Origin of the sequence: Microbacterium bovistercoris (genome assembly GCF_003387575.1) — a bacterium.
Classification (GTDB): Bacteria; Actinomycetota; Actinomycetes; order Actinomycetales; family Microbacteriaceae; genus Microbacterium; species Microbacterium bovistercoris.
On record NZ_QUAB01000048.1, the window covers coordinates 303837 to 328410 of the forward strand.

A 24574-nucleotide genomic window follows, 5' to 3' on the forward strand; every position below is an offset into this window, starting at 1 on the left:
TCACCCCACCTCGCGCGCACGGTACGAGAACGATTCGACCTTCGTCGCGGCATTCAGTTCGTTCCAGCGCTGCTGCAGCGCCTCGGGGCGCGGGTCTCCGGAAGCGTCGAGCAGTCCCGCCGTCTCCTCGTATGCGCTGGGGAAGTGGCTGCCGATCACGGGTAGCAGCGCGTCGGCCTCCCGTACCGCCACGAAACTGTCCGACGATCCGGTCGTGCCCGCCGATCCCCCGGCGGACAGCGCTCCGCCGACCAGATCGTCGGTGTGGCGGATGTCGGCGACCAGGGTGCGTTCGCCCAGGGCCACCGGCGTCGGATTGCCGAAGGTCGTCAGCGTCCGCACGTCGTACACGCCCTCGGCCGCGAGGAAGGACCCGATCATCGCGCCCTGCGAGTACCCGACGATGTCGATGGTGTCACCCGCCTCGATCCCCGCCTCCGCCATCGCCAGCTCCACCGCCTCGTACGAGGCACTTGCCTCGCGCTTCAGATACATGTCGACGTTGGATGTCATGTCCCACGGGCTGTCAGATGTGTCGAGCGGGTCGTCGGTCCCGTCGATGAACACTTGATACTGACTGCTGCCGTCGGGCATCGCGTACTTGTCGATGCGCACCTGCTGGCCGCCCTTGTTTCCGCGCAGCCGCTCGAACGCCGCGCGGGTGCCGGCCGGAGGCCCGGATGGCGCCGAGCGCACGGTCTTGTCCACCTCCACGGCCGGGCCGCGTCCTGTGAGCCGCTCGCCGGGTTCGATCGTGCCGAGTCCGCGGCGCTTCGCCTCCTCGGGAACCCAGCCCAGCAGCTGCGGGAGCCGAATGCCGGCGGCATGCCCGACCAGCTGCAGGCCGAGGGGCATCAGCACGGTTCCGAGCGCAGCCGAGAGGAACGGGGACATCCGCAGAGCATCCGCCGTCACCTCTGCGCCGCTGTATCTGTTCTGCTCCCACACCCGCAGCCATTCATCGACGCCCTCGGTGATGGCGGGGTCGGATGCCAGCAGCGTGTCGATGCGCTCCTGCAGAGCCGCCGCCTCCGAGGGGAAGTTCACCGCGAGCGATTCCCGGCGCGCGCAGAGGTCGACGTACTCGAAGATGTCCGCCATCCGGCGGATGTCTTCGCCGAGTCGCACGACGGCCTCCTGCTCCCGCTCGACCTGAACCGCGCATGTCCCGAACGAACTGCCGTTGATACGCAGTCCGCTCGCCGTGTCCACGGCCTGCCAGGCCCGGCGGAGTGCATCGGTCGCCCCACCGAGACTCGTCGCCACAGCATCCAGCTGCACCGCCGCGGCCCGCATGTCCTCCGTGTCGACGGCGATGGCCCCGCCGGACATGATCTGCAGGCCATCGCCCTTCGGGAGCGGAGGGATCAGGGCCGCCGTCTCTGCACCCCGCGCCCCGCTCGCAGAGTCGCCACCGTGTCCCGCCCCGCCGTATCCCCCGCCGGCCTCCCCGAGCGCCGCATCGGTCGTCATGACACCAGCTGCGCTTCCAGGGCGCCGCGCAGCACTCGCACCGTCACCATCGCGCCGTGCACCTGGCCGCGGAACTCCGTGATCCGCGCGTGTACGACCTGTCCCGCTGCAACCCGCCACTGCGTGGCCTCTGCCAGGGCGTCGAGCAGCACCCCGGCGGAGCCGAGCCGGCTCGCAGCCTCATCGAGTGCATGCGTGGCCACGGCGTACGCCCAGACCTCCTGCGGAGAGGGCGACGTGAGAGTCATGTCGATCATGCCCACCAGGATGCTCGGATCGCGGCATCCGCTCTTCGGCTCTCCCCTGGGTCCGCGCGACGCTGTGCAGAACTCGCGGTGAACTCCGCCTGTGGGATGCGGGTCGCGCCTCCCGCAGCACGGGCGTGGAGAGCAGAATGGAACGATGACAGACCCGGAGCCCTTCCGCGTCATCTTCGTGTGCACGGGCAACATCTGCCGCTCGCCGATGGCCGAGGTCGTCCTGCGCGCCCTCGCCGACGAGCACGGGCTGGGTTCACGCCTGGTGTCCCGCAGCGCGGGCACCGGCGACTGGCACCTCGGCGAGCGCGCCGACCAGCGCACCCTCGAGGCCCTCGAGCGGCACGGGTACGACGGGTCGCTGCACAGGGCGAGACAGTTCTCCGCGGCATCCTGGCGCGAGAACGACCTCGTGATCGCACTCGATCGCACACACGAGCGCATCCTGCGCGAGTGGGCGCGCACCGACGACGACGAGGGCAAGGTCACGCTGCTGCGCTCCTTCGACTCACACGCCTCCAGCATGGACGTGCCCGATCCGTACTACGCCGGGCCCGAGATGTTCGATTCGGTGCTCGATATGATTGAGGTCGCGACCCGCGGCCTGTTCCATCAGCTCGAACCGGCGCTGCGACTTCCGCGCGCGCGGGCCTGAAACCGGAGGTACTCCCCTGTCCACTCAGCTTCCCGCCCAGCCGCTCAGCCCGCTCGACGGCCGCTACCGCGCCGCCACGACCGGCCTCGCCGACTACCTCTCCGAGGCGGGCCTGAACCGTGCACGCGTCGAGGTCGAGGTGGAGTGGATCATCGCGCTCACCGACCGCTCGATCTTCGGCACCTCGCCCCTGACCGACGCGCAGAAGGAGCAGCTGCGCGCGCTCTACCGCGACTTCGGCCAGGACGAGATCGACTGGCTCGCCGCCAAGGAGGCCGTCACCCGCCACGACGTGAAGGCCGTCGAGTACCTCGTGCGCGACCGGCTCTCGACGCTGGGCCTGGACGCCATCGCCGAACTGACGCATTTCGCGTGCACCAGCGAGGACGTCAACTCCGCCTCGTACGCGCTGACCGTCAAGCGCGCCGTCGAGGAGGTCTGGCTGCCGGCTCTGGACGCCGTGATCGCCAAGCTGCGCGACCTGGGCACCGAGCACGCGGATGCCCCGATGCTGTCGCACACGCACGGCCAGCCGGCCACGCCGTCGACCATGGGCAAGGAGCTCGCGGTCTTCGCGTGGCGCCTGGAGCGCGTGCGCGGCCAGATCGCCGCTTCCGACTACCTGGCCAAGTTCTCCGGCGCGACCGGAACCTGGTCGGCGCACCTCTCGGCCGAGCCCGACGTCGACTGGCCGGCCGTCGCCCGCGAGTACATCGAGGGCATGGGCATCGGCTTCAACGTGCTGACCACCCAGATCGAGTCGCACGACTGGCAGGTCGAGCTGTACGACCGCATCCGTCACGCCGGCGGCATCCTGCACAACCTCGCCACCGACATGTGGACCTACATCTCGATGGGGTACTTCGCGCAGATCCCGGTCGCGGGCGCGACCGGCTCGTCGACCATGCCGCACAAGATCAACCCGATCCGGTTCGAGAACGCCGAGGCCAACCTCGAACTGTCGGCCGCGCTGCTCGGCTCGCTCTCGCAGACGCTGGTCACCAGCCGGATGCAGCGCGACCTCACCGACTCGACCACGCAGCGCAACATCGGCGTCGCGCTCGGGCACTCGCTGCTCGCGCTCGACAACCTGCGACGCGGCCTGAACGAGGTCTCGCTCTCGCGCGACGTGCTGCTGGCCGACCTCGACGCCAACTGGGAGGTGCTGGCCGAGGCGATCCAGACCGTGATCCGCGCCGAGGTCGTCGCCGGGCGCTCCACGATCGCCGATCCCTACGCGCTGCTCAAGGAGCTCACCCGCGGACACCGCGTCGGCCCTGCCGACCTGGCATCCTTCGTCGAGGGCCTCGAGATCGGTGACGCGGCCAAGCAGCGTCTGCTGGCGCTGACCCCGGCGACCTACACGGGCATCGCCGAGCAGCTCGCGAAGTGAGGGCCCTGACCGCAGCCGACGTGGCGGGAGCGCACCTGCCGGAAGCCCCGTTCGCCACGTCGCGCCGGCCCGCGTACGCCGTCGAGGCGGTCGATGCGCGGCTGGACGCCTGCCGGGCCGCACTGGAGGCCTGGGAGCGCGGCGAGCCCGCGACCCTGAAGGCTGCGGATGTCGTGGCGGCAGGGTTGCCGAAGGGCGCGGGCTACTCCGCGGATGCCGTCGACGACCTGCTCGACCGGATCGCGGTGCAGTTGAGCATTTACGAGCGGGACGGCACGGGGGCGCCTGGGGCGTCGTCGAAGTCGACGGGCAGTGCAGCCGCGGTCGAGCCGGTGCGCAGCTACGAGCTCACGACCGCGCGGATCCCGCAGCGGCGGGTGGGAGGCCGGTACGCCATCGACGAGGTGGACATCTTCGTCGGTGAGATCTCCACCGCACTGTCGAACGTGGAGCGCGGGAAGCCGGCCGGCCTGCACTCCGACGACATCGTGCACAAGGAGTTCAAGGCCGTCTCGCTGCTCGGACTCGGCTACGACGCGGATGCCGTCGACGACCTGCTCGATCGCGCAGTCATACAGTTGCGGCACTCCGAGCCGAAGAACCGGCTCCAGGTCGAGCAGGAACAGCGTGAAGAGGCTCAGCTGCGCGGGATGCTCGACGACATCCGGAACAAGTACGGCAGGAACGGCGACCGATGAAGGCCGTGCACAGCTCGGACGTCGCAGCGGTGCAACTGCCGCACACCCTGTTCGCCACGGCGAACGCCCCGGTCTATGCGGTCGAGGGCGTCGACGAGCTGCTCGAGGAGTGCCGCGCCGCTCTCGAGTCGTGGGAGCGCGGCGAGCAGGCATCCCTGCGCGCCAAGGACGTCGTCGTCCGTGAGATCCCGCGCACGCGCACGTTCCACCCCGGCTACGACGCGAAGACCGTGGACGACTTCTTCGACGGCGTCGCTGCGCAGCTGGCGGAGTACGAGCGGAACTTCTGGCCCGAGGAATCAGCGCTCCGCGGTTGAGACCTCGCCGCTGACGATCGCGCCGTCGCTTTCCGTCACATTCGGGGGCGCTTCCCGTCATCACCTACGTTGGTTAGGTAACCCTAACCAACCGGAGGAACACATGACGGACGCCACCATCACGCCCACGGAAACGGCGCACTCCGCGCCCCGCACGGACCGCTCCAGCGCGAAGGTGCCGGCCATCCTGCTGGGCGCACTGCGCATCGCCCTCGGCTGGCAGCTGCTCTGGGCGGGACTGGACAAGGTCTTCGGTCTGGGCCTCGCCACGGAGCCCGGCAAGGCCCTGATCAACGGGTTCTCGCCCACACGCGGGTACCTGGAGTTCGGGCTCGATCCGGCCGGCTTCGCCTACGGCGCGCTGCATCCGATCGCCGGTCACCCGGTCGTCGACGCGCTCTACCTGCTCGGGACGCTCGGCGCGGGGCTCGCCCTGCTGCTCGGCGTCGGTGTGCGCATCACGGGGATCGGCGCGGCGGCGTTCATGCTGCTGCTGTGGTTCTCGTCGTTCCCGCTGGCCAACAACCCGTTCCTCGACGAGCATCTGTTCGCCGTGGCGGCAGCGCTGCTGCTCGCGTTCTCCCCGTCCGGCGATCACCTGGGTCTCGGCCGCTGGTGGCGGTCCACCCCGCTGGTGCAGCGCTACGACTGGCTCGCCTGAACGTCGTCGCCGGGCGCTTGGGGGGCGTCCGGCGATGACGGGTCGGCGCCTGCGCGGCGCAGAGTGCCGCCGGGCGGCCGACCCGCAGCATCCGGATCACTCGGTCGCGACAGGTTCCCCGTCGCCGGTCATCGCGCCGTCACGCGGCATGAACGAGGCGGCGATCAGCGTCAGCACGGCGACGACCGCAGCGGCGATGAACACCCAGGTCGACGCCGACACGATCGTCGCCGGGTCCTGCGGACCGGCGCCCCGGGCGATCACCGCATTCGAGATCGCGCCGAAGATCGCGACACCGACGGCACTGCCGGCCGAGCGGGCGAAGGCGTTCATGCCGGTGACGGCGCCACGCTCGCCCCAGCCGACGGATGCCTGTGCGGCGATCAGCGTCGGCGCGGCACTCCAACCAAGGCCGAAGCCCAGCACGAACGCGATCGCAGCGACCGAGAAGGGGTTCGGCCAGCGTGCCACCAGGGCGAGTGCGATCGCGGCCACCGAGGCGATCGACAGCCCGATCACCGCCGTGCGCCGGAATCCGATCCGCAGGTAGAGCCGCCCGACGTTGGCCGCGGCGATCGGCCAGCCGAGTGTCAGCGCGGCGACGGCCAGCCCCGACAGCAGCGGAGCGATGCCGATGGAGCCCTCGAGGTAGGCCGGAGCGAAGCTCGTCACGCCGATCATCAGCGCGCCGACGCCTAGGGAGACCACCGTGGTCGTCAGGATCAGCCGGCGCGAGAACAGCGTGAAGTCGATGATCGGTTCGGCGGCACGGCGCTCCACGAGCGCGAATGCGACCAGCGCGACGGCCCCGAGGCCGAAGCAGAGCAGGCTCGGCGCCGAGAACCACGCCCATGCGTTCCCGCCCTCGAGCAGGCCGAGGATGATGCCGGTGAGCCCGACCGTGAGCAGCACGGCTCCGGCGACGTCGATGCGGTGCCGCCGCTTCTCGGTCTGCTCGTGATAGCGGCGCAGCAGCATCCATCCGGCGAGCGCGCACAGCGGGACGTTGACGAAGAAGATCCATCGCCAGGCGTCGAGCTGCGCGAACAGACCGCCCAGCGCAGGCCCCACCACCGAGGACACCGCCCACACGCTGGCGATGTATCCCTGCACCTTCGCCCGTTCGGCCACGGTGTAGATGTCACCGACGATCGTCATCGACATCGGGGCGACCGCCCCGGCACCGAGCCCCTGCACCACGCGGAACACGATCAGCGCGGTCATGCTCCACGCGAACCCGCAGAGTACCGACCCCAGCAGGAACAGTCCGATGCCGATCATGATGATGGGCTTGCGCCCGATCGTGTCGGCGAACCGCGAGTAGATCGGCACGCTCACCGCCTGGGCGAGCAGGTAGACCGAGAACAGCCAGGGGAACTGCTGATAGCTGCCGAGGTCGCGCACGATGCTGGGCACCGCGGTGGCGAGGATGGTCGCGTCGATCGCGATGAGTCCGGTGGACAGCATCAGCGCGCCGAGGACAGGCCCGCGTTCGGAACGGAGGCCGACCGACGCGCGCGCTGAGGAGACTGTCACCCTGGTGACAAGCGGATGCTGCGCGGCGGTATTCCCGCGCGCGGGCAGCGGTGCGGGCGTCGCCTGGTCAGATTGGCACATGCGTTTTCGACCACGCGGTGGATAATGCCGCTCAGGGTCCCTTTCCGGATGCGATTTCGACCACGCGCATCACGAGTGGATACCTTTTCGACCACGCCGGTCGCCGACGGGGGGGATGCTGGATGCCGGGAGGTCGGTCATGAGGGGCATCCGCTGCGCAGCCACGGTCCTGGTGCTCGGCGTGCTCGTGCTCACGGGGTGCGTCGCCGTCAGCGCGCCGCCCGACACCGGAACGTCGGAGACCACCCCGATGAAGACACTCGCAACAGGCCTGGAGGCGCCCTGGTCAGTGGTGCGCCTCGACGACGGCGGGGCACTGATCTCGCAGCGCGACGATGGGAGGATCATCGAGCTGACGCCGTCGGGCTCGACGCGCGTCGTCGGCACGGTGCCCGCCGTCGTCTCCGGCGGGGAGGCCGGGCTGAACGGGCTGGCCGTGCACGACGGCATGCTGTACGCCTATCACTCCACCGCGGATGACAACCGGGTGGTGCGGATGCCGCTCACCGGCGATCCCGGTGCGCGGAGGCTGGGCGCGCCGGAGACGGTGATCGACGGCATCCCGCGTGCGGCGAACCACGACGGCGGGCGTATCGCGTTCGGGCCGGACGACATGCTGTATATCGGCACCGGAGACGCCGGGCAACGCGACCGCGCACAGGACCCGGACTACCTCGGCGGCAAGATCCTGCGGATCACGCCCGACGGTGACCCCGCGCCGGGCAACCCCTTCGACAACGCGGTGTACTCTCTGGGGCACCGCAACGTACAGGGACTCGCCTGGGACTCCGACGGCACATTGTGGGCGAGCGAGTTCGGTCAGGACACCTGGGACGAGCTGAATCGCATCGAGGCGGGCGGCGACTACGGGTGGCCGCTGCACGAGGGCATCGCCGGTGCGGATGGATCCATCGACCCCGTCGCGCAGTGGAAGCCCGAGGAAGCGAGCCCGAGCGGCATCGCGGTGGTGGACGACGTCGTGCTCATCGCCGGGCTGCGTGGCGAGCGGCTCTGGGTGGTGCAGACGTCCTCGCCCGGCAGCGGCTGGCCGATGTACACCGGCGACTTCGGTCGACTGCGAGACGTCATCCCCGGCCCGGACGGCACCTTCTGGGTGCTGACGAACAACACCGACGGAAGAGGCTCTCCGCGCGACGCTGACGACAGGCTGCTGCAGCTGGGCTTCCCGGAGGGGTGACCCTTGTCTGCTCCGGTCTCACTCGTTGCGGGTGTTCGACCGCAGCACCCGCATCCGTTGCGACCGGAGCACAAGAAGCGTCAGGCGGTGGGGGCGTCCGGCTTCGTCGGGTCCACCTCGGAGCCGTCGGCGTTGCGCAGCGGGCCGGATGCCGGCTCGTCGGGCGTCTCGGGGTCGTACAGCACCGGGGTGTCGTGGCGCTTGACCACATCGGCCGGGTCGACGGCGAGCATGAGCAGGGCGATGCCGAGCAGGGTCACGATGAACGCGCCGCCGGCGACGACCAGGCCGAGCGTGATCGGCGGCATCCCCTGGTAGGTGCCGTTCGCGATCGCGCGGTTCACGCGATCGGTGAACGCTCCGGTCGAGACCATAGTGACGATGCCGGCGAAGACGCCGGCGACGAGCGCGATGCCCACCAGCTGCATCGGCTTCATGATCTCGCGACGGGTCGGCTTGTGGTCGGTCATGACGCTCCTCCACGATCGGCCTCGGTGACGGAGGCCGGGGTCTCGGCGTCCACGGGGCGCGGCGTGAGCCCGGCGATGCCGAGCAGCACCGCGACGATGGCGGCGTAACCGCCGAACAGCCCGACGCCGATGATGATGCCGGTGAGCTGGAAGGTTCCGGCTTCGGCGATGGTGTAGCTCTGCAGGAAGCCCGCGGGGACGACCAGCAGCGTGATGCCGAGCAGGATGCCCAGGCCGCCGGTGATGATCTGATCGCGGGCGCCGTCGTACCCCTTGAGCCGGAATCCGGCTGCGAGCTCGAAGGCACCGGTGACGAGTGCCCACGAGATGAGGAGCGCGAAGAACATGTCGTCGGTGCGCAGCGACGGGACGCCGGCGACCATGCCGGCGATGAAGTCGAAGGCGCCGACGGTGAGCACCCACCACCGCTTGCCCTCGGGGTAGACCAGCCACGCCGACAGCACCAGCACGAGCGCGGAGGCGATCGCGAAGCCCGAGAAGATCGACAGCCCCACCTGAGCGGAGTGGTCGTTCGAGAACGTCACCATGAGCGCTGCGACCGCCGCGAGGGCGGCGCGGAGCAGCTGCAGATGACGCACTCCGAACGTGCGCGTAGGGGCGGGCATGACGGTCCTCCGAAAGTCCGTACCAGTCTACGCCGCGGACCCTATGGGATAGCCCGGCGCGGATGCCCGCATCCGCCGCATCCTTGTATTGCAATACTTGCGACACAAGGTTATGGTTCTGGACATGCCCGACAACGCCGAGCGCATCGCCACCAACCTCCGCAAAGGGGTGCTGGAGTACTGCGTGCTCGCACTGCTCGCGGCCTCGGAGCGGTACGGGCTGGAACTGGCCACCGATCTGCAGGCCCGCGGGCTGATCGCGAGCGAGGGAAGCCTCTACCCACTGCTCGCGCGTATGCGCGAGAACGGCCTGGTCGACACCCGCACCGAGGCCGTCGGCGGAGGCCGACCCCGCCGCTACTACACGATCACGCCCGCGGGATCCGCGCAGCTGCGCGTCTTCGCCGACGTCTGGCGCACGATCGGTGCTGAAGTCGACGCGGTGCTGGAGGGAGCATCATGACCACCGAGGAGAATTACCTGCAGGACGTCGAGCGGATGCTGCGCGGCATCGACTCCGCGCACCGGCAGACCGTGCTCGACGACCTGCGCGGCCACTTCGCGGATGCCGCGGAACTGGGCAGGCCCGTCGACGAGACCGTCGCCGGGCTCGGGGCACCGGCCGAGATCGCGGCGCGGGCGCGGGAGGAGTTCGGTGCGACGGACGCCGATGGGCGAGCCGGCGCTCAGCGCGCCTGGCGAGCGCTGCAGGGCGCCGCGGTCGGCGTCGCCGTGGTGACAGGCGTGGTGGTGGCCTTCCTCATGCCCAGCAGCATGTTCGGCATGCGCTTCGCGGACGGCACGACATTCGCCGACGGCAGCGGGCTCGGTGACGCGCTGCTGGTGCTCGTCCCCGCACTGGCGTGCGCCATCCCCTTCCTCGTCCCAGTTCCCGCACGCACGGCCGTGACCGCGAGCGTCGGCGTCACTCTCACCGCGCTCATCGCGATCACCGCCGTCACGATCGGCGTCTTCTTCGTTCCGTCCGCCATGCTCACCTGGGCCGCTCTCATCACGTGGATGCGTCTGCGCGGCAGGGGCTTCGGACTCGGCTGGCGCATCGTCGGGGGCGCACTCGCGGCGGCGCCATCGCTCGCTGTCGCCGCTATCGGACTGCCGGTGTCCTTCGGGGTTCCCTACCGCTACTCCACATACACCGAAGTCGGCAGCGGAGCGAGCATCGGCGTCGAGTTCTGGGGGTGGGTGCTCCTCTCGGGCATCGTCGCCCTCGGCGTGCTGATCGCCGTCGGCTACCGCTCTCCCGGCTGGGTGCTCGCGGCGATCGGTCTGGCCGTGCTGGCTGTCGGCCTGACCGTGGGGAGCATTCTCATGCTCGCCTTCGTCTGGCTCGGCGGATGGTGGCTGACGATCGGGCTCGCGCACGCGGTGGTGACGCCATCGCGCCGCTGAATGCGTCTGCAGTACGCAGCCTCGGTCGAAATCCACCGTCGCCCGGTCAGAAGTGTCGACACGTCCGGCCCGCGGGCTGCGGGGAATCTGCTCAGAGCGGAAATCGTGGATTCGGCGACGAAGCCCGTCGTACCGTGAGGCATGGCCGAGATCGTCCCGTTCCCCAAGCCCCGCGCACCGCGTGAACCGGAGCCGCTCTGGCGGCAGCTCGTCGGCGCGGAGCTGCGCCGACGACGGCATGAGCGCGGCGACACGCTCACCGAGACTGCGGATGCCGCAGGCATCTCCCCCCAGTACCTGTCCGAGATCGAGCGCGGAATGAAGGATCCGTCCAGCGAGATGATGGCGGCCGTCGCCGGGGCGCTCGACCTCAGCCTGCTCGATCTCACCAGCGCTGTGGCCGAGGGCCTGGCCCCCGTCGCCGCACCGGCTCGACAGCAGCCCAGCGCCTTCGCCCTCGCGGCCTGACCCGCGACATCCGAACTCACCCGCGCCCCCGCATCCGTAACCCCTTGCGGATGGCGGACGATTCAGCGGACGGCGGATCCGAACCCGGCGTGTCCTCCGCCACCCGCAAATCGATCCGCCACCCGCAACCAGCAGACGATCACCGCGGGCCGAGCACCTGGTCGATCAGGCCGTACTCGACCCCGGCCTGAGCTGTGAGCACCCGGTCGCGGTCGGTGTCGGCGCGCAGCTCCGCGACGGTGCGGCCGGTGTGCTCGGCGAGGACGTTCTCCATCTCGCTGCGCACCCGCACCACCTCGTCGGCCGCGAGGATCAGATCGGGAACGGTGCCACGCGTCTGGGCGGCCGGCTGGTGCAGCACCATCCGCGCGTGGGGCAGCGCGGAGCGCATTCCGGGTGCCCCGGCGGCGAGCAGGATCGCACCGGGGCCGATCGCCTGGCCGACGCAGGTCGTCGAGACCCGCGGCCGGATGTGCTGCATCGTGTCGTAGATCGCCAGCGCCGCGCTCGGGTCGCCGCCCGCGCAGTTGATCGTGAACTGCACGTCCGTGTCGGGCGACGCCGAATCCAGGTGCAGCAGCTGCGCGATGATCGTGTTCGCGACGCCCGCGTCGATCTCGGTGCCGAGATAGACGATCCGCTCGGCGAGCAGGTTCGAGTAGACGTCCATGATCCGGTCGCCGCGCGGGTTCTGCGAGATGACGTTGGGGATCGTGTAGCCACTCATGCCGCCACCTCCGCTCCGAGTCCGATCCGCGATCTCTTGCGCGGATACACGTCGCCGAGGGATGCCACGACGCTGTCGATGAACCCGTAATCGATCGCCTCGGAGGCGGTGTACCAGTGGTCGTGCAGCGAGTCCTCGAACACCTTCTCCACCGGCTGCCCGGTGTCGCCGGCGATGATGCCGAGCACGGTGTCTCGCATGTGCCGCAGGTCGTCAGCCTGCACCTCGATCTCGACGGCCGAGCCGCCGATGCCCGCCGACCCCTGATGCAGCAGGATGCGGGCGTGCGGCAGTGCCTTGCGCTTGCCCTTCGTGCCTGCCGAGAGCAGGAACTGGCCGGCGCTGCAGGCCAGTCCGAGGGCGACGGTCGAGACGTCGTTGGGGATGGTGCGCATGATGTCGCGGATCGCGAGCATCGACGGCACCGATCCTCCCGGCGAGTGGATCCACAGGGCGATGTCGGTCACGGGGTCCTCTGCGGCGAGCGCGAGGAGTTGGGTCATCAGGAGCGCGCCGTTGTCGTCGTCGAGCACGCCGTCGAGCACGAGGACGCGCTCGTGGTACAGCGCTCGGCGAGCGTCCGGCCCGAACTGCGGTACTGCTTTCTCATCGGTCATGCGTTCAGGATGCGTCGCGGTCGCTGCCCCCGGCACTCGAATCCGCCTCCAGCAGATCTGCCCCGAGCGGATCCACGAGGAACTGCTCCGGTCGCTCGGATGACCAGTGCGGAAGTCCGCACACTGTGCATCTGAGCGACCGGAGCAGTCGAGGAAGGGGACGTCAGCCTGCGGCGAGCGCCCGCTTGTGGCTGATGCGGTGGCCGATCCAGAAGCCGATCGCGATGAGGCCGGCCAGCGCGATCAGCAGCATCCAGGGCAGCATCGACGGAGCCGCACCCGCTGTCGCGGAGGCCAGCGTGCCGGAGCCCGCCGCGATCTTGCCATTGCCCTCGGCGAGGGCCACGGCGCCGGCTTCGAGCTTGTCCCCGCCAGTGACCAGCTTGTCGCTTCCGTCTGCGAGGGCGGTCGCGCCCTCGGACAGTTCGCCGAGACCGGTGGACAGCGAGGTCGCTCCGGACTGCAGCGTCGCGGTTCCCTCTGCCAGCGAGGTCGCACCGGTGTCGAGGCGGGCGGCTCCCGCGTCGAGGCGGATGGTGCCGGAGTGCAGCGAGGTGGCACCGGCCGACAGCGTCTCGAGGCCGCCGGCGAGCTTCGTCGACCCGGCGCTCAGCTTGGTGGTGCCGGCCTCGAGCTCGCCGAGCTTGCCGGCGAGCCTCGTGGCGCCCGCGGACAGGTCGCTGGTACCGGACTCCAGTCGCAGGAGGCCGGCGGTGACCGCGGTGGATCCGTCGAACACCTGCGTCGTGCCGGACTCCAGCTCGACGAGGCCGCCCGCCAGGTCGGTCGCACCGGCTGACAGCAGCGACGTGCCTTCTGCGAGCGGGACGAGACCCGCGGAGAGCTTCTGCGCACCGGCCGCGACCTGTGTTGCTCCGCCCGCGAGCAGAGGCGCCTTCTCGGCGAGCATCGCCGCACCCGCCGACACCTTCGCGGTGCCGTCGGTGCGCAGCGTCTGAAGTCCCGCGGTCACCTGCGAGGCACCCGCCGCGACCTGGGCCGTGCCCTCCTTGAGGGTCTGCACCCCCGCCGCGAAGGCGGATGCGCCGGTCTCCGCATCGGCCAGGACGACAGTGCCCGGCCATCCCTGAGCGGCGTCGCCGTTCACGAGGACGTTCGCGCCTGCCGCGACCGACTGCGCACCGGCGGCAGCCTGAAGCGTGCCCTGAGCCAACCGCGGTGCAGCCGCGGCTGCGCCGGCGATGCCGTCCACCTGCTGGTCAAGACCGGCTGCCAGCGCCGCGAGGTTCTGCAGCTGAGCGTTGGCCGGGTCGGCGGCGGCGAGCTGGGCGAGCGCGGCGGCGAGCTTCTGCGAGTTGCCGGGCGCGCCCTGCGCGGCACCCGTGATGGCCGCGCCGTTGTCGGCCAGGGCCTGCAGCTGCGGAGTGACGGCCGCACCCAGTGCGGAGCTGAGCGTGTCGGCGCCGGCCTTCACCTTGCCTGCGATCTGGTGCGCGCCGTCGACTCCGGCTGCGAGGGACTTCGCCCCGGCGACGAGTTGCGCGGCACCGCTGTCGAGCGTCGCGGCACCTCCGGCGAGATCGGATGCTCCGGCAATGGCCTGCTGGGCTCCGAGGTCGACGGACTTCGCACCGGCGGCCACCTGCTGCACGCCTTCATCAAGAGCGGTCGCACCGGCTGCGGCCGACTGCGCACCGGTCGCCAACTCCTCCGCTCCGCCGGCCGCCTGCTGCGCACCGGCTGCCGCCAGGGCCATCTTCTCGGCGAGGGTGGTCGCACCGGATCGAGCCACCTCGGCTCCGGCATCCACGAGGAACGCGCCGAGGCGCAGGGTCTGCGATCCCGCCACGAGCTCTTCTGCGCCGGCATCCACCGTGGCGTTACCTGCGCGCAGAGTCTGAGCGCCGGCCACGAGCTTCTCCGCACCGTCGTCCGCCCTGGCCGCACCGGCCTGCAGGTCCTGTGCGCCGCTCAGTGCGGTCTGCGCGCCGGCGTCCAGCCGGCTCGCGCCGTCGGCGGCGCTCGATGCACCCGTGGCGAGGCTGCTTGCGCCCTCCGACAGCGTGGTCGCGCCGGTCGCGGCCTTCTGCGCGCCGGCTGCGAGCTTCGATGCGCCCGCTTCGGCGGAGGAAGCGCCGTCGGCGAGCGCTCCGGCGCCGGATGCGAGCTCCCCTGTGCCGTCGGACAGCGTGGTGGCGCCTGCGGCGACCTGGGTCGAACCGTCCTTGGCCGTGGTCGTGCCACCGGCGAGTTCCGCGGCGCCGGCCGCGATCTTGCTGGTGGTGAGGAAGAACAGGATCACCATCGCGGCCAGCAGGATGCTGAGCACGATGACGGCGATGCGCATGCCTAGGCCGTGCGCGTGGGGCTGTGCACTCGTCATTGAGAATCTCCTGGAGGGAAGGGGGCGTCGTCGCCTCGGGTGATCGTATGGGCGGCACTCGCTCCCCTCTCCGACCTTTGCCGCCTGGAACCAAGTTCCGCAGACCGCGAACTTCCGTTCCTTGTAGAGAGGCCACAAACGCTGTTGACCGCGAGTCAACAAGCGTTTCGTCTCGCTTCGCTCGCTCAACGACCGACACGCGTCGCATCATGGGGGAATGAGCACACGCCCCGCCACCTCTGCCACCGTCGCCGTCCGCGAGATGCGCGACTTCCTCTTCGCGCACGGCACCGACTACGACGGGGCGCGCGCCGGATTCCGCTGGCCGGACCCGGCGGAGTTCAACTTCGCGCTGGAATGGTTCGACGTGATCGCGGGCGAGAACCCCGACCGCCCTGCGGTGCAGATCGTCTCCGCCGACCTCAGCAGCAGGACCTGGACCTACAGTGAGCTCTCCCGCCGATCCGATCAGGTCGCGAACTGGCTGCGCGATTCCGGCATCCGTCGCGGCGACCACCTCATCGTGATGCTCGGCAACACGATCGAACTGTGGGAGACGATGCTCGCGATCACGAAGGTCGGTGCCGTCGCCATCCCCACCTCCACACTGCTCAGCGCCGATGACCTCGCCTATCGCGCGACCCACGGCCGGGCCCGCGCCGTGGTCACCACACCCGACCTCGCAGGCCGGCTCTCCGGCATCCCGGACGACGTCCTGCGGATCGGCGTCGGCGACGCCGTGCCGGATGGCTGGCTCGCATACGCCGATTCGGCGGATGCCGCACACGAGTACATCCCGGATGCCGCGACGCCGGCCTCCGACACCTGCCTGCTCTACTTCACCTCGGGCACGACCAGTCGCCCGAAGCTCGTGCAGCACACGCACGCGTCGTACCCGATCGGGCACCTGTCGACCATGTGGTGGCTGGGAGTGCGGCCGGACGACGTGCATCTGAACATCTCCTCCCCCGGCTGGGCGAAGCACGCCTGGTCGAACTTCTACTCGCCGTTCCTCGCCGAGGCGACGGTGTTCGTGTTCAACTACGACCGCTTCGACGCCGACAGCCTCATGCAGGTCATGGACACGCATCACGTCAGTTCGTTCTGCGCGCCTCCGACGGTGTGGCGGATGCTGATCCAGGCCGACCTGTCACGCCTGACGCACCCGCCGCGCGAGCTGGTCGGGGCCGGTGAACCTCTGAATCCCGAGGTGATCAGTCGCGTGCGGGAGGCGTGGGGCGGCACGATCCGCGACGGCTACGGCCAGACCGAGATGACCTGCTGCGTGGGCAACTCCCCCGGCCAGCCCGTCAAGGAGGGCTCGATGGGGCGGCCGACGCCGGGTTACCCGGTGGTGCTCGTCGACCCGGCGACCGGAGAACTCGCCGAGCGCGAGGGCGAGATCTGCCTCGACCTGTCGCAGGCTCCGCTGGGCCTCATGACCGGTTACTACGAGGATCCCGAGAAGACCGCCGAGTCACGCGAGGGCGGCTATCACCACACCGGCGACATCGCCGTACGCGACGAGGACGGCTACCTCACCTACATCGGCCGCGCCGATGACGTGTTCAAGGCCTCGGACTACAAGGTCTCGCCGTTCGAGCTGGAGTCGGTGCTGCTCGAGCATGACGACGTCGTCGAGGCGGCCGTCGTGCCGAGCCCCGACCCGACCCGCCTGGCCGTGCCGAAGGCCTACGTGTGCCTGACCGCCGCGGCCCAGCAGGACGAGACGGCCGCGGCATCCGCGATCTTCGCCTACTCGCGCGAGCGACTCTCCTCGCATCTCTGGGTGCGGATCATCGAGTTCGTGCCGGAGCTGCCGAAGACGATCTCGGGCAAGATCCGCCGCGTCGAGCTGCGCGCCCGCGAGGCGGAGCGCGTCGCCGCCGGCGACCCGGCCGGCCAGCACCACGACCGCGACCACCGCTGACGCGTCGCCGGGGCGCCGGGGCGCTGGCCCGCGCTCCCGTCGCAAACCAGCACAGTCCCGACCGCGAACACTGTGCCGGATCGCGACCGGAACGCGCGGACGCCGGGCGGCAGAATGGTGACGATGAACGCCCGCTTCCGCTTCCTGCGCCTGCGCCCGCAGGAGCTCGCCCTCATCGCCATCACAGCGGTGTGGGGCGGCACCTTCCTGCTCGTGCACTGGGCCGTGGAGCACGCCGGCCCGTGGTTCTTCGTCGGCATCCGGTTCCTCATCGCCGGGGCGATCAGCGTCGTCATCTTCCGGCGATCGCTTCGCGGCATCCGCTGGATCGACATCGGCGCAGGGACGGCCATCGGGGTGATGATCTACGCCGGCTACGGCCTGCAGACCTTCGGCCTGCAGACGATCGAGTCGAGCACCTCGGCGTTCATCACGGCGCTGTACGTGCCGCTCGTGCCGCTGCTGCAGTGGGCGGTGTTCCGCAACCGGCCACCGGCGATGGCGTTCGTCGGAGCGGGCCTGGCCTTCGCGGGGCTCGTGCTCATCGCCGGCCCCGACGCCCTCTCGCTGACGCTGGGCGCCGGTGAGATCGCGACCATGATCAGCACGCTGCCGATCGCCGGAGAGATCATCCTGATCAGCGTGTTCGCGAACCGCATCGACCTCGGCCGCATCACGATCGTGCAGCTGCTCACCGCGGGTCTGCTGGGGCTGGCGACGATGCCGATCGTCGGCGAGGCGCTGCCGGAGTTCTCGTGGATCTGGCTCGGCGCGGCGGTCGGACTGGGCGCCGCGAGCTGCATCATCCAGCTGACGATGAACTGGGCCCAGAAGCAGGTCTCCCCGACTCGCGCCACCATCATCTACGCGGGCGAACCGGTGTGGGCGGCAGTCGTGGGGCGGATCGCCGGAGAACGGCTGCCGCTGACCGCGCTCATCGGCGGGGCGCTGGTCGTGCTGGGCACGCTCGCCAGCGAGATCAGGATCGTCCGGCGCCGCGACGCTTCGACGGGCTCAGCGACCCAGCCTGCGGATCCCTGAGCCGGAGTGACCGGCCGGTCAGGACGCGACGGCCGGAACCGTCGAGGTCTGCACGCCGGCACGAGGCTTCGCGGTCGGTGCGGTCGCGGCCTCGACGTCGGCCTCGGTCGTCTCAGCGACCGGCATCCGTGTCGGGGTCGAGAGCAGCACGGCGTGGATGATCCCCCCGAGCACCAGCGCGACGACGAGTGCGGCGCCCGACACGATCACCGGAGCCCACAGGCTGGCGAAGGATGCCGCCAGGCTGAGCAGCATTCCGACGATCCAGACGCCCAGAGCGCCACCGAAGACTCCCGCGGCTCCGCCTGCGAGTGCAACGCCCGCGACGATCGCGCAGATGACGGCCAGGACGGCTCCGCCGATCCCGATCGGCACGAAAATCGATGCCAGTGTGTGTGAAACGGCCAACGACGACATAACACGACCCCCCGTGTCCTCGTGCGCACCCCCGTGCGCCTCTGATATAAAGCGTACGCACTTCACGGCGCGTCCGGCATCCTCCTTCAGAACGATTCGATATCAGTCCCGAGAACGATGCGTGTCCGCTCAGTTACGGGTGCGCGCCCTCCGCCGCTTCGGCTTCGTCGTGACCACCGGGATGGATCCGGTGATCACCATGTCCACCGCATTCGCAGCCTCGTGCGGGCCGACGACGGCCAGCGTCGACGTCTCAGTGGCGAACTCGGGATTGACCGGCAGGGCCTTCAGCCGGCGATGCGCGCTGATGTACGCCGGGACCAGGATCACGACCGCGCCGAGCCAGGCGAGCGGGTCGCTCAGCGCGACGCCGAGGAAGCTCCACAGCGAACCGAGCACGATCGCCGCGACCACGCGCATGACCAGCTCGAGCACTCCGGTGACGGTCGGGATGAGCGCCTGGCCGAGGCCCTGCAGCGCACCGCGCAGCACGAAAAGCACGCCGAGGATCGAGTAGGTGAGCCCGTTGACGACCAGCATGAGGTGCGCCATCTCGACCACCTCTGCCGATCCGTCTCCGACGAACACTCGCACCACGGGCTCACCGAACGCGATCAGCACCGCGCCGAGGAACACCGAGGCGCCGATCGACATCCAGATCGCCTGGGTCACGCCACGGCGGATGCGGTCGGGCCGGCGCGCCCCGAGGTTCTGCGCGACGTACATCGAGGTGGCCAGACCCAGCGATGCGAGCAGGGCGCTGGCCAGGCTGCCGATCCTCGCGAAGACGGTGTACGCGGCGACGGCATCCGGGCCGATGGTGTTCAGGGCGACCTGGACGATGAGCAGGCCGATCGCGATGATCGACGCCTGGAAGCCCATCGGCAGACCGAGCCGCAGGTGCTCCTTGGCATCCGCCTTGCTGATCCGCCAGTCCGCGCGGCGGACGTGCAGCGCGGGCAGGCGTCGTCGGGCGTACTCGAGACAGGCCAGCACCGAGATCGCCTGGGCGACGGCCGTCGCCCAGGCGGCACCGGCGACGCCCCAGCCCAGCGTGCCGACCATGACGATGACGAGGCCGACGTTCAGCACGCAGGAGACCACGAGGAAGATGAGCGGCGTCCGCGAGTCGCCTATGGCGCGGATGATGGCCGACAGGTAGTTGAAGAACATGATCGCGCTGCCGGTCACCAGAGTGACCTGGGTGAACACCGTCGCCTCTGCGAGCAGTTCGGGCGGCGTCTGCATCAGCACGAGCAGCGGCTCGGCGATCAGAGGCCCCGCGATCGTGAGCAGGATGCTGGCCGCGCCCGTGAGCAGGGTGCCCGTCGCCACCGACCTGCGCACGCCGTCGTCGTCCTTCGCACCGAAGGCCTGGGCCGTCGGGATCGCGAAGCCGCTCGACATGCCCCAGGCGAAGCCCATCAGCAGAAAGATCAGGCTGCCCGTCGCGCCCACGGCGGCGAGGGAGTTCACGCCCAGGTGCCGCCCGACGACGACGGCGTCGGTGAACTGGTACAGCTGCTGCACCACGTTGCCGATGAGCAGGGGCACGGAGAAGGCCAGGATGACGCGCCAGGGGCGTCCCGTGGTGAGGGTGGTGGACATGCGGGATCCAGGGAAACGAGGGAGGACGGGGAGCGGAGGATTCCGGAAGACGACACCGGCACCGTGAAAGGGTCACGGCGCCGGTGAAACGATTGTATCGAATCGATTCGGGGAACCACCAGGGGCACGAGCAGGATCTTCGCCTAACGAGCGGACGCCGAGAGGTCAACCCGGTGTGCTCCCGACCGCCTCACCCCTAACGTCGCCGACGAGACCAGACGAGATGTCGAAGGAGGATATCGCCATGGATGACCGGCAGCATGGCGGCGTGCGGATGGATGACCTCGAGTTCGTGCTGCAGCGCCCGAACACGTGGACGACGGTGTACGTCGACGGACCGGCAGGAGAACCGCCGGACACCGTCGAGCAGCGGATGGACGCCCTGGAGCGACGCCTGGAGGATGCCGGTGCACCAGAGGCCGACAGGAGGGCGGTCGCCTCGGCGCTCGGCGCGGGCGGCGCCCCTGCTTTCCCCTCGTCGCGCTGGCTCGCGGTCCGGGACGGGCGAGTGGAGGCGGGGGCCTCGTTCGCCGGGCCGCGTCTGGGGCCGGAGCGCGTCGTGCACGGCGCGTTCCCCGAGGTCGCCCCGCTGCTCCGGCACATGTCCACCGAGAGTCGCATCCTCATCATCGAGACCGAACGGGCCGGCGCCCGCCTCAGCACCGAGCAGGTCGGTAGAGCCGACCGCCGCACCGCCGGCGTCGTCGACGGTGAGGAGGGGCAGATCACGAAGGTGCAGGCGGGCGGCTGGTCGCATGCGAACTATCAGCGGCACGCCGAGGAGGTGTGGCGGCGCAACCAGTCCGAGGTGGCCGAGGCGGCGAACCAGCTGATCGAGGAACAGCGCCCCGACCGCATCTTCGTCACGGGTGACGTACGGGCGCGCACGATGCTGATCGACGATCTGCGCGTGACAGATCCCGAGCGCATCGTCGAGGTCGACGCCGACACCCTGGCCGCGGGCTCGGACGACACGGCTCTGGATCGCGCGATCGAGGAGAGTGTGGCCGATGCGGGCCGGCGGCTGATCGACGATGCTCGCGATCGCAGTGCCGCGGGCGACGGCAGGGAGGGCGCCAACGGCGTCGCCGAGGTCGTCGAGGCGCTGCAGCAGGGACGGGCGGAGGTCGTGGTGCTGGATCCCCGCATGACCGAATCGAGCACCGAGCTGATCGCGTTGTCCTCGGAGCCGTGGATCGCGCTCTCGAGCGCCGCGGACTACGACGTCGAGGGCACACCCGTCGCCGCCGCGGAGGCGCTCGCCCGCGCCGCCATCATGACCGGTGCACAGGTGCTGTTCGACGAGGAGGACCTGGCGGATGCGGAGGCGCGGCCCACGACGGCGGCGGCTCCCCCGATCGCCGTGCTGCGCTGGCCGCGCACCGAGCAGGAGGAAGCCGCGCGCGACCAGCAGGGGCACCCCTCCCAGGCGGAGGGCGAGGATCCGGAGTCCGAGCGCGTCCGCGACCCGTTCATCGACGGGCATCCGTCGCAGGCGGAGGGCGAGGATCCCGGCGACCGGTGAGTGGGGGCGTGGTCAGCGTTGCGCCGCGGCCGCGGCGTCGCTGGGGGCGACGGCGGGGGCATCCGCCCTGGCGTAGACGCCGATCGCCCGCACGAAGTAGAGCAGCCAGGCGAACAGCAGACCGGCTGCGATGAATTCCATGCCGGTGAGGTTGTAATAGCCGATCGGGATCCACAGCGCGATGGCCACGACGATCCCGATGATCACCAGCAGCGAGAAGCCCGAGACCTCCCTCGGCAGCCCGGGCAGGAAGCGCAGCGCGCAGACCACGAACACCACGAACAGCACGACCATGCCGGATGCCGCGCCGACGTGGATCGGGATGCTCACCGCGTCGGGCACCAGACCGGCGATGGTCAGGCAGATGCCGATGCCGGCGAACAGCCAGGACAGCTGACGGGTGCGCCGTTTCGGCTCGGCCCCGCGCGCGATCAGCCCGAGCTCCACGTCACGGCCGACGTAGTTCGCCAGCACCGTCACGACGAGCCCGGTGAGGATGAGGGCCAGGTTGAACCGGTACCCGGATGCCTGGTCGCTGTTGCCCAGCTGCGAGAAGTGCAGCTGCCACCAGGAGAGGTCCGGCGTGCTGAGCATGCTGGCCATCGTCCCGGTGAACAGCACCAGGGTGGCGAGCATGGCCAGGCCGTCGGCGGTGACCCGCGAACCGGACAGGAACGCCGCATACGTGAATGCCGCCACGGAGGCGCCCACCAGCGCTCCGCCGCCCAGCGGATCGATGTCCATGCCGAAGAAACCCTGCTGGAACAGGCTCGCGACGGCCTGCACCACGAGGTACGACAGCATCGCCATCGCCGCCGTCATGGCGGCCACGTCGAGGATGCGCTTGGCCAGCGGCATCCGCCGCCGCCACGCGTCGTACCCGCGTCGCGACTCGACGACGAAGGATGCCGCGAATGCGGCGCCGGCGAAGGCGGCAGCCGCCCACGCGGCGAGGTTGCCGACCGAGAGCGTCTGGCCGGCGAGCGGCCAGCGCTCTCCCCACATCACGACGATCGTCATGATCGCCGCGATGGCGAACGCCGAGACCGCCCAGCGGGTGGCGACGGACTCCATCCGCACTCTGTCGCGGAACGTGGTGTGCATGTAGTCAGGTGTACCGCACGCCGGCGCCCGCAGGGCGTGGTCGCTGCGGCGAGCGCCGTGCTCGGCTGCCCCGCCGTGCCCTGAAGACGGCCCCGCTCCTATAGTGGAGCGGACATGGAGTTGCTGGATGCCGCGCTGATCGCCCTCGCCGGAACCGCGGCAGGCGCGATCAACGCCCTCGCCGGCGGTGGCTCACTGGTGACCTTCCCCACGCTCCTGGCGCTCGGCTATCCCCCTGTGCTCGCCAACGTGACCAACACCGTCGCCGCCTTCCCGGGGTACGTGGGCGGCGCCTGGGGATACCGGGCCGAGCTGAGCGGTCAGCGCCGGCGCATCCTGGTGCTCGGCGTTCTGACCGCCGTCGGCGCGCTCATCGGATCGGCGCTGCTCCTGCTCGGGTCGGAGGGCACCTTCCGCGCGGTGGTGCCGTGGCTGATCCTCGGCTCGACCGTGCTGATGGCGGTGCAGCCGGCGATATCGAAGGCGCTGGCCCGCCGCGCGGCAGGGCCGGAACGGCTGACCTGGGCGGGCGTCGGCGAGCTCGGCGTCGGCATCTACGGCGGCTACTTCAACGCCGGACTCGGATTCATGATGCTCGGTGTGATGGGGATGACGCTGAACGACGGCATCCAGCGGCTGAACGCCCTGAAGAGCGTGATGTCGGCGGTCGCGAGCCTGGTGTCGCTGGTCTTCTTCGTGATCTTCGCCGAGGTGGCCTGGCCGGCCGCGATCATCATGGCGATCAGCGGGCTGGTGGGCGGCTGGATCGGCGCCAGGGTCGGCCGCAGGATCCCGCCCGCTCCCCTGCGCTGGTCGATCGTCGCGTTCGGGTTGATCCTGTTCTTGATGATGCTGACCGGCGTGCTGGGCTGACGTTCGTCAGTCGCGCGAGCGGGTGAGGCTGCGCAGCACGAGGAACACGATCACCGCGACGACGGCGACGACAGCGAGCTTCGCGATGAACCAGAGCACCGAGAACAGGGCGCTCACGATCCACCACGCGATCACCACGGCGACGATCACTCCGAGCACGGTCCAGATGCTGGTCTTGTTCACGGTTCCAATCTAGACGGCGCTCCCGGTTAGCCTGATGTGTCCGCCGCCGTCCCGCCCACCCGAGGAGCCGCATGTTCGACAGCCCGCTCTCGGCGTCGGCGTACGAGGTGCTCGGCGTCGCCCCCGACGCCTCCGACGACGACCTGCGCCGCGCGTTCCGGCTGCAGCTGCGTCGCACGCATCCCGACACCGGCGGCGACGCCGCCGTGTTCGTCCGCGTGCAGCGGGCCTGGGAGCTCGTCAGCACGCCGGAGACCCGCGCCGCCTACGACCGTGGGCACGGTTTCGCAGGTGAATCGCAGTGGGGCGGATGGCGCGAGCCGGTGCGCACGGACACCCGCCCGCGCGCACGGTTCCACGGCGAGGCCGGAGGCTGGCTGCGCCGGCAGTACGTCGCGCAGGTGCGCGAGTTCGCGCCGGATGCCGCGGATCCCTACGATCCGGCGTTCGTGCGCACCGTTCCGGTCGAGTTGCGGATGCTGCTCGCCAACGCCCTCGCCGAGGAGGAGACCTCCCGCATCCTGGCCGACCTCGGCATGGGCTTCACGGTCTGGCACGATGTGGCGGCGCCGGACGCCGGCGACAAGATCGATCACGTCGTGCTCGGGCCGTCGGGCCTGTACGGCGTGATGTCGGCCGACCTCGGCACGGACGTGCGGTTCCGCAGCGGCGAGATCGCGGGACCCGATGCGCCGGTGGCTGATCTGCTCACCCGCATCCGGCTGATCTCGCGCGCAGCGCGGGTGCGGTTCAGCGCGGCGATCTTCGTCTTCCCCGACGATGATCTCGCCGAGGCGGCCGTACCGCTCGGGTCGGTACGGGGCCTGCCTGTGGTGGTGGTACGGCGCAGTGTGCTGCGCACGCTGCTGCGCACGGGCATCCAGGGCACGCGCGTGATCGGGGGCAACGAGCTGTTCGACGTGCGCACCCGGCTGCAGCAGACGGTGCGCCTGGCCTGACGC

The 24574-nt window shown here is 70.2% G+C and carries 26 protein-coding genes; 14 read left to right on the forward strand and 12 right to left on the reverse strand.

The genetic code is table 11. The annotated features are described in order from the left end of the window. Together DY023_RS17555 and DY023_RS17560 are read right to left on the reverse strand one after the other, a co-directional pair. Entirely contained in the window at window positions 1-1473 is a 1473-nt protein-coding gene (locus DY023_RS17555) for a hypothetical protein (protein ID WP_116243626.1), read from the reverse strand. Next, complete coding sequence (locus DY023_RS17560; protein WP_116243627.1) at window positions 1470-1730, reverse strand: hypothetical protein; 261 nt, start codon at window positions 1728-1730, stop codon at window positions 1470-1472. The genes DY023_RS17555 and DY023_RS17560 overlap by 4 nt, the downstream gene beginning before the upstream one ends. A gap of 145 nt (window positions 1731-1875) precedes the next feature. Between DY023_RS17560 and DY023_RS17565 the strand changes: the two genes are divergently transcribed. The 5 genes from DY023_RS17565 to DY023_RS18115 all read left to right on the forward strand — a co-directional run bounded on the left by DY023_RS17565 (window position 1876) and on the right by DY023_RS18115 (window position 5454). Then, on the forward strand, window positions 1876-2385 hold the full coding sequence (locus tag DY023_RS17565) for a low molecular weight protein-tyrosine-phosphatase (RefSeq protein ID WP_116243628.1): 510 nt from the start codon (window positions 1876-1878) through the stop codon (window positions 2383-2385). 16 nt (window positions 2386-2401) lie between these two features. After that, window positions 2402-3778 carry an adenylosuccinate lyase gene (gene purB, locus DY023_RS17570; RefSeq protein ID WP_116243690.1) on the forward strand — a complete coding sequence of 459 codons (1377 nt, stop codon included), beginning with the start codon at window positions 2402-2404 and terminating at the stop codon, window positions 3776-3778. Then, window positions 3775-4476, forward strand: coding sequence for a DivIVA domain-containing protein (locus tag DY023_RS17575; RefSeq protein ID WP_116243629.1), 702 nt, complete (start codon window positions 3775-3777; stop codon window positions 4474-4476). Before purB ends, DY023_RS17575 begins: the two co-directional genes overlap by 4 nt. Further along, window positions 4473-4793 (forward strand): hypothetical protein, encoded by a 321-nt coding sequence (locus DY023_RS18110; protein WP_181905897.1) that lies wholly within the window; start codon window positions 4473-4475, stop codon window positions 4791-4793. Before DY023_RS17575 ends, DY023_RS18110 begins: the two co-directional genes overlap by 4 nt. A 103-nt stretch (window positions 4794-4896) precedes the next feature. Further along, on the forward strand, window positions 4897-5454 hold the full coding sequence (locus tag DY023_RS18115; protein WP_181905898.1) for a DoxX family membrane protein: 558 nt from the start codon (window positions 4897-4899) through the stop codon (window positions 5452-5454). A 96-nt stretch (window positions 5455-5550) separates the two neighbouring features. Here DY023_RS18115 and DY023_RS17585 read toward each other — a convergent pair whose 3' ends face one another. Further along, a complete protein-coding gene (locus tag DY023_RS17585; protein WP_245958769.1) occupies window positions 5551-6921 on the reverse strand; it encodes an MFS transporter in 1371 nt (456 codons plus the stop codon). Between the two features lie 289 nt (window positions 6922-7210). Here DY023_RS17585 and DY023_RS17590 point away from each other — a divergent pair, with 289 nt between their 5' ends. After that, window positions 7211-8269 (forward strand): PQQ-dependent sugar dehydrogenase, encoded by a 1059-nt coding sequence (locus DY023_RS17590; RefSeq protein ID WP_116243691.1) that lies wholly within the window; start codon window positions 7211-7213, stop codon window positions 8267-8269. 80 nt (window positions 8270-8349) lie between these two features. Here the strand turns inward: DY023_RS17590 and DY023_RS17595 are convergent, their stop codons facing one another. Continuing rightward, window positions 8350-8739: a hypothetical protein gene (locus DY023_RS17595; RefSeq protein ID WP_181905899.1), complete on the reverse strand. Its 390-nt coding sequence runs from the start codon at window positions 8737-8739 to the stop codon at window positions 8350-8352. Continuing rightward, window positions 8736-9365 carry an acyl-CoA synthetase gene (locus tag DY023_RS17600; protein ID WP_116243632.1) on the reverse strand — a complete coding sequence of 210 codons (630 nt, stop codon included), beginning with the start codon at window positions 9363-9365 and terminating at the stop codon, window positions 8736-8738. The genes DY023_RS17595 and DY023_RS17600 overlap by 4 nt, the downstream gene beginning before the upstream one ends. 124 nt (window positions 9366-9489) lie before the next feature. On the opposite strand from DY023_RS17600, the gene DY023_RS17605 reads away from it, so the two are divergent. From DY023_RS17605 to DY023_RS17615, 3 genes are all read left to right on the forward strand, one after another. Further along, a complete protein-coding gene (locus tag DY023_RS17605) occupies window positions 9490-9828 on the forward strand; it encodes a PadR family transcriptional regulator (RefSeq protein ID WP_116243692.1) in 339 nt (112 codons plus the stop codon). Further along, complete coding sequence (locus DY023_RS17610) at window positions 9825-10775, forward strand: HAAS signaling domain-containing protein (protein WP_116243633.1); 951 nt, start codon at window positions 9825-9827, stop codon at window positions 10773-10775. Before DY023_RS17605 ends, DY023_RS17610 begins: the two co-directional genes overlap by 4 nt. A gap of 141 nt (window positions 10776-10916) precedes the next feature. Beyond that, window positions 10917-11243 carry a helix-turn-helix domain-containing protein gene (locus tag DY023_RS17615; protein ID WP_116243634.1) on the forward strand — a complete coding sequence of 109 codons (327 nt, stop codon included), beginning with the start codon at window positions 10917-10919 and terminating at the stop codon, window positions 11241-11243. A gap of 139 nt (window positions 11244-11382) precedes the next feature. On the opposite strand, the gene DY023_RS17620 is transcribed toward DY023_RS17615, so the two are convergent. The 3 genes from DY023_RS17620 to DY023_RS17630 all read right to left on the reverse strand — a co-directional run bounded on the left by DY023_RS17620 (window position 11383) and on the right by DY023_RS17630 (window position 14931). Then, window positions 11383-11970 (reverse strand): ClpP family protease, encoded by a 588-nt coding sequence (locus tag DY023_RS17620; protein WP_116243635.1) that lies wholly within the window; start codon window positions 11968-11970, stop codon window positions 11383-11385. Next, window positions 11967-12587 (reverse strand): ClpP family protease, encoded by a 621-nt coding sequence (locus DY023_RS17625; RefSeq protein WP_116243693.1) that lies wholly within the window; start codon window positions 12585-12587, stop codon window positions 11967-11969. Before DY023_RS17625 ends, DY023_RS17620 begins: the two co-directional genes overlap by 4 nt. Before the next feature lie 163 nt (window positions 12588-12750). Beyond that, window positions 12751-14931, reverse strand: coding sequence for a YhgE/Pip domain-containing protein (locus DY023_RS17630; RefSeq protein ID WP_116243636.1), 2181 nt, complete (start codon window positions 14929-14931; stop codon window positions 12751-12753). A gap of 217 nt (window positions 14932-15148) precedes the next feature. Between DY023_RS17630 and DY023_RS17635 the strand changes: the two genes are divergently transcribed. After that, window positions 15149-16861, forward strand: a complete 1713-nt coding sequence (locus tag DY023_RS17635) for an AMP-binding protein (protein ID WP_116243637.1) — start codon at window positions 15149-15151, stop codon at window positions 16859-16861. 123 nt (window positions 16862-16984) lie between these two features. Then, complete coding sequence (locus DY023_RS17640) at window positions 16985-17902, forward strand: DMT family transporter (RefSeq protein WP_116243694.1); 918 nt, start codon at window positions 16985-16987, stop codon at window positions 17900-17902. Between the two features lie 18 nt (window positions 17903-17920). On the opposite strand, the gene DY023_RS17645 is transcribed toward DY023_RS17640, so the two are convergent. Both DY023_RS17645 and DY023_RS17650 read right to left on the reverse strand, forming a co-directional pair. After that, window positions 17921-18277, reverse strand: a complete 357-nt coding sequence (locus tag DY023_RS17645; RefSeq protein WP_116243638.1) for a hypothetical protein — start codon at window positions 18275-18277, stop codon at window positions 17921-17923. A gap of 171 nt (window positions 18278-18448) precedes the next feature. Beyond that, complete coding sequence (locus tag DY023_RS17650) at window positions 18449-19927, reverse strand: MATE family efflux transporter (protein ID WP_116243639.1); 1479 nt, start codon at window positions 19925-19927, stop codon at window positions 18449-18451. Between the two features lie 244 nt (window positions 19928-20171). On the opposite strand from DY023_RS17650, the gene DY023_RS17655 reads away from it, so the two are divergent. After that, the gene (locus tag DY023_RS17655; RefSeq protein ID WP_116243640.1) at window positions 20172-21452 is read left to right on the forward strand and encodes a baeRF2 domain-containing protein; all 1281 of its coding nucleotides are present in this window, start codon (window positions 20172-20174) and stop codon (window positions 21450-21452) included. Between the two features lie 12 nt (window positions 21453-21464). Here DY023_RS17655 and DY023_RS17660 read toward each other — a convergent pair whose 3' ends face one another. Next, window positions 21465-22556 carry a DUF998 domain-containing protein gene (locus tag DY023_RS17660; protein ID WP_116243641.1) on the reverse strand — a complete coding sequence of 364 codons (1092 nt, stop codon included), beginning with the start codon at window positions 22554-22556 and terminating at the stop codon, window positions 21465-21467. A 114-nt stretch (window positions 22557-22670) separates the two neighbouring features. On the opposite strand from DY023_RS17660, the gene DY023_RS17665 reads away from it, so the two are divergent. Continuing rightward, window positions 22671-23429, forward strand: coding sequence for a sulfite exporter TauE/SafE family protein (locus DY023_RS17665; protein WP_116243642.1), 759 nt, complete (start codon window positions 22671-22673; stop codon window positions 23427-23429). Between the two features lie 6 nt (window positions 23430-23435). Here the strand turns inward: DY023_RS17665 and DY023_RS18120 are convergent, their stop codons facing one another. Continuing rightward, the gene (locus DY023_RS18120) at window positions 23436-23612 is read right to left on the reverse strand and encodes a hypothetical protein (protein WP_181905900.1); all 177 of its coding nucleotides are present in this window, start codon (window positions 23610-23612) and stop codon (window positions 23436-23438) included. Between the two features lie 71 nt (window positions 23613-23683). Between DY023_RS18120 and DY023_RS17670 the strand changes: the two genes are divergently transcribed. Next, window positions 23684-24571: a J domain-containing protein gene (locus DY023_RS17670; RefSeq protein ID WP_116243643.1), complete on the forward strand. Its 888-nt coding sequence runs from the start codon at window positions 23684-23686 to the stop codon at window positions 24569-24571. Window positions 24572-24574: the final 3 nt, after the last annotated feature.

What these genes read in the sequence shown, in the direction of transcription:
- DY023_RS17555 (WP_116243626.1), bottom strand. Translation starts at nt 1,473, where the DNA reads ATGACGACCGATGCGGCGCTCGGGGAGGCCGGCGGGGGATACGGCGGG.
- DY023_RS17560 (WP_116243627.1), bottom strand. Translation starts at nt 1,730, where the DNA reads ATGATCGACATGACTCTCACGTCGCCCTCTCCGCAGGAGGTCTGGGCG.
- DY023_RS17565 (WP_116243628.1), top strand. Translation starts at nt 1,876, where the DNA reads ATGACAGACCCGGAGCCCTTCCGCGTCATCTTCGTGTGCACGGGCAAC.
- DY023_RS18110 (WP_181905897.1), top strand. Translation starts at nt 4,473, where the DNA reads ATGAAGGCCGTGCACAGCTCGGACGTCGCAGCGGTGCAACTGCCGCAC.
- DY023_RS18115 (WP_181905898.1), top strand. Translation starts at nt 4,897, where the DNA reads ATGACGGACGCCACCATCACGCCCACGGAAACGGCGCACTCCGCGCCC.
- DY023_RS17585 (WP_245958769.1), bottom strand. Translation starts at nt 6,921, where the DNA reads ATGCTGTCCACCGGACTCATCGCGATCGACGCGACCATCCTCGCCACC.
- DY023_RS17590 (WP_116243691.1), top strand. Translation starts at nt 7,211, where the DNA reads ATGAGGGGCATCCGCTGCGCAGCCACGGTCCTGGTGCTCGGCGTGCTC.
- DY023_RS17595 (WP_181905899.1), bottom strand. Translation starts at nt 8,739, where the DNA reads ATGACCGACCACAAGCCGACCCGTCGCGAGATCATGAAGCCGATGCAG.
- DY023_RS17600 (WP_116243632.1), bottom strand. Translation starts at nt 9,365, where the DNA reads ATGCCCGCCCCTACGCGCACGTTCGGAGTGCGTCATCTGCAGCTGCTC.
- DY023_RS17605 (WP_116243692.1), top strand. Translation starts at nt 9,490, where the DNA reads ATGCCCGACAACGCCGAGCGCATCGCCACCAACCTCCGCAAAGGGGTG.
- DY023_RS17610 (WP_116243633.1), top strand. Translation starts at nt 9,825, where the DNA reads ATGACCACCGAGGAGAATTACCTGCAGGACGTCGAGCGGATGCTGCGC.
- DY023_RS17615 (WP_116243634.1), top strand. Translation starts at nt 10,917, where the DNA reads ATGGCCGAGATCGTCCCGTTCCCCAAGCCCCGCGCACCGCGTGAACCG.
- DY023_RS17620 (WP_116243635.1), bottom strand. Translation starts at nt 11,970, where the DNA reads ATGAGTGGCTACACGATCCCCAACGTCATCTCGCAGAACCCGCGCGGC.
- DY023_RS17625 (WP_116243693.1), bottom strand. Translation starts at nt 12,587, where the DNA reads ATGACCGATGAGAAAGCAGTACCGCAGTTCGGGCCGGACGCTCGCCGA.
- DY023_RS17630 (WP_116243636.1), bottom strand. Translation starts at nt 14,931, where the DNA reads ATGACGAGTGCACAGCCCCACGCGCACGGCCTAGGCATGCGCATCGCC.
- DY023_RS17635 (WP_116243637.1), top strand. Translation starts at nt 15,149, where the DNA reads ATGAGCACACGCCCCGCCACCTCTGCCACCGTCGCCGTCCGCGAGATG.
- DY023_RS17640 (WP_116243694.1), top strand. Translation starts at nt 16,985, where the DNA reads ATGAACGCCCGCTTCCGCTTCCTGCGCCTGCGCCCGCAGGAGCTCGCC.
- DY023_RS17650 (WP_116243639.1), bottom strand. Translation starts at nt 19,927, where the DNA reads ATGTCCACCACCCTCACCACGGGACGCCCCTGGCGCGTCATCCTGGCC.
- DY023_RS17655 (WP_116243640.1), top strand. Translation starts at nt 20,172, where the DNA reads ATGGATGACCGGCAGCATGGCGGCGTGCGGATGGATGACCTCGAGTTC.
- DY023_RS17660 (WP_116243641.1), bottom strand. Translation starts at nt 22,556, where the DNA reads ATGCACACCACGTTCCGCGACAGAGTGCGGATGGAGTCCGTCGCCACC.
- DY023_RS17665 (WP_116243642.1), top strand. Translation starts at nt 22,671, where the DNA reads ATGGAGTTGCTGGATGCCGCGCTGATCGCCCTCGCCGGAACCGCGGCA.
- DY023_RS17670 (WP_116243643.1), top strand. Translation starts at nt 23,684, where the DNA reads ATGTTCGACAGCCCGCTCTCGGCGTCGGCGTACGAGGTGCTCGGCGTC.